This is a genomic window from Microbacterium sp., assembly GCF_041909575.1.
Classification (GTDB): Bacteria; Actinomycetota; Actinomycetes; order Actinomycetales; family Microbacteriaceae; genus Microbacterium.
In genome coordinates this window covers 1-1701 of sequence record NZ_JAYRDE010000203.1, presented here as the reverse complement: position 1 = coordinate 1701, position 1701 = coordinate 1, and the positions used below count along the sequence as shown (strand labels likewise).

The following is a 1701-nucleotide window of genomic DNA, read 5'->3' as shown; positions in this document are numbered from 1 at the left end:
CGGATGCCGCCGCCACCCCGCCTGGACCGCTCGCGTGGCCACGTCCGGTCGGTGTGCGTGTGCGGACGCCGCCGGAAGTGGCAACTCGGGCGGAGCGGGTGAGGGCGGGGCGGGCGCGGGGCGACGGGCGGGTCGGGTCAGGCGGAGGCGGCGCGCTCGGCGGCCGGGTCGGCGAGCGCGTCGGCCTCGGGGCCGCGCTCGCGGATGAGGAAGCCGAACCCGAAGGCGATGAAGAACATCAGCACGCCGTAGACCGCCGCCGGCAGGCTGAGCTCGGTCGAGCCGAGCACCGTCTGCGCGATCACGATCGCGAGCGTCGCATTGTGGATGCCGATCTCGAACGACGCCGCGATCGCCTGGCGCTTGCCGACCTTGAGCAGGCGCGGCACGAAGTATCCGACGGTGAGGCTGATCAGGCAGAACAGGATCGTGATGACCGACAGCCGTGCGAAGTTCTCGACGAGCAGCGCCCAGTTCGAGGCGACGGCGCCCGCGATCACCACGACGAGGATGATGACCGACGCGATGCGCACGGGCTTGTCCATCGCCTTCGCGAACGCCGGCCAGAAGCGACGGACGAGCATGCCGATCGCGACCGGGATGAGCACGATCGCGAACACCTCGAGCACCTTGGCCCACTGCATCCCGAGCTGATCGTCGAAGGGGTTGAAGTAGGCGATCGCCAGGTTGGTGATGATCGGCAGGGTCACCACCGAGATCACCGAGTTCACGGCGGTGAGCGAGATGTTCAGGGCGACGTCGCCCCGGAACAGGTGGCTGTAGAGATTGGCGGTGGTGCCTCCCGGCGAGGCCGCGAGCATCATCATGCCCACGGCGAGCACCGGGGGCAGCTGGAAGGCCAGTACGAGGCCGAAGCAGATCGCCGGCAGCAGGATCAACTGGCACAGCAGTGCCACGATCACCGCCTTGGGCTGCTTGAGGACTCGCGCGAAGTCTCCGACGGTGAGGCTCAGACCGAGCCCGAACATGATGATGCCGAGGGCCACGGGCAGGCCGATGGTGGTCAACGCTGACATGGGACTCAGTGTGCCGGATGCCGCGACCCCGTGTCACCCGCCGCGCCCAACCCGGCCCCGCCCCATCCCGGACTGCCGAGTTGCCAGGTGCGGCTGGTTCGGCGGTGCGTTGACCGCCTCAGCTGGCAACTCGCGAGCTCAGGCCTCGCGGACCTCGGAGGCCGGGGTGGGGGTGTCGGCGTCGACCACGCCGCGGGAGACCTCGCCTGAGTCGGTCGAGTCGGTCAGGTCAGGCGACGCGGCGGACGCGGCCGGTGCGGGCAGGGCGACGCCCGGCAGCGTCCAGACCGCGAACGCCGGGCCGTCGGCCGAAAGGAGCACCGCGCCGTCCTCGGCCACGCCGAGCGTGGCGTCGCCGAACACGGCGGTCGCCTCGGCCGCTCCGGGGAGCGCGCCGGCGTCCAGCGCGGCATCCGCGTCTCCTCGCGTGGCGAGCACGAGCACCGTCTCTTCGGCGGACTCGCGCGCGAAGACCACCGTCTCGTCGTCCACGTGCAGCCACCGGAACCCGCCCGTCTGCAGCGCCGGGTGCGCGTTACGCAGTGCGATGAGGTCGCGGTAGAGCGCGATGCGCTCGGCCACCGGCCCGTCGTCCTCGGTCCCCCACGGCATCGGCGTGCGGCTCGCCTCGCCGTCCGCGCCGACGAGTCCGAACTCGTCGCCC

The 1701-nt window shown here is 71.4% G+C and carries 2 protein-coding genes; both read right to left on the bottom strand.

What is annotated here, in order from left to right:
* Positions 1-137 precede the first annotated feature (137 nt).
* Entirely contained in the window at positions 138-1037 is a 900-nt protein-coding gene (locus tag ACE3O1_RS15620; RefSeq protein WP_374316625.1) for a bile acid:sodium symporter family protein, read from the bottom strand.
* 138 nt (positions 1038-1175) lie between these two features.
* On the bottom strand, positions 1176-1701 hold a 526-nt coding region (locus ACE3O1_RS15615), incomplete at its 5' end, for a DUF3459 domain-containing protein (RefSeq protein ID WP_374316623.1).

Bases quoted from the DNA above. Each gene is read 5' to 3' on its own strand.
- ACE3O1_RS15620 (WP_374316625.1), bottom strand. From the start codon at position 1,037: ATGTCAGCGTTGACCACCATCGGCCTGCCCGTGGCCCTCGGCATCATC.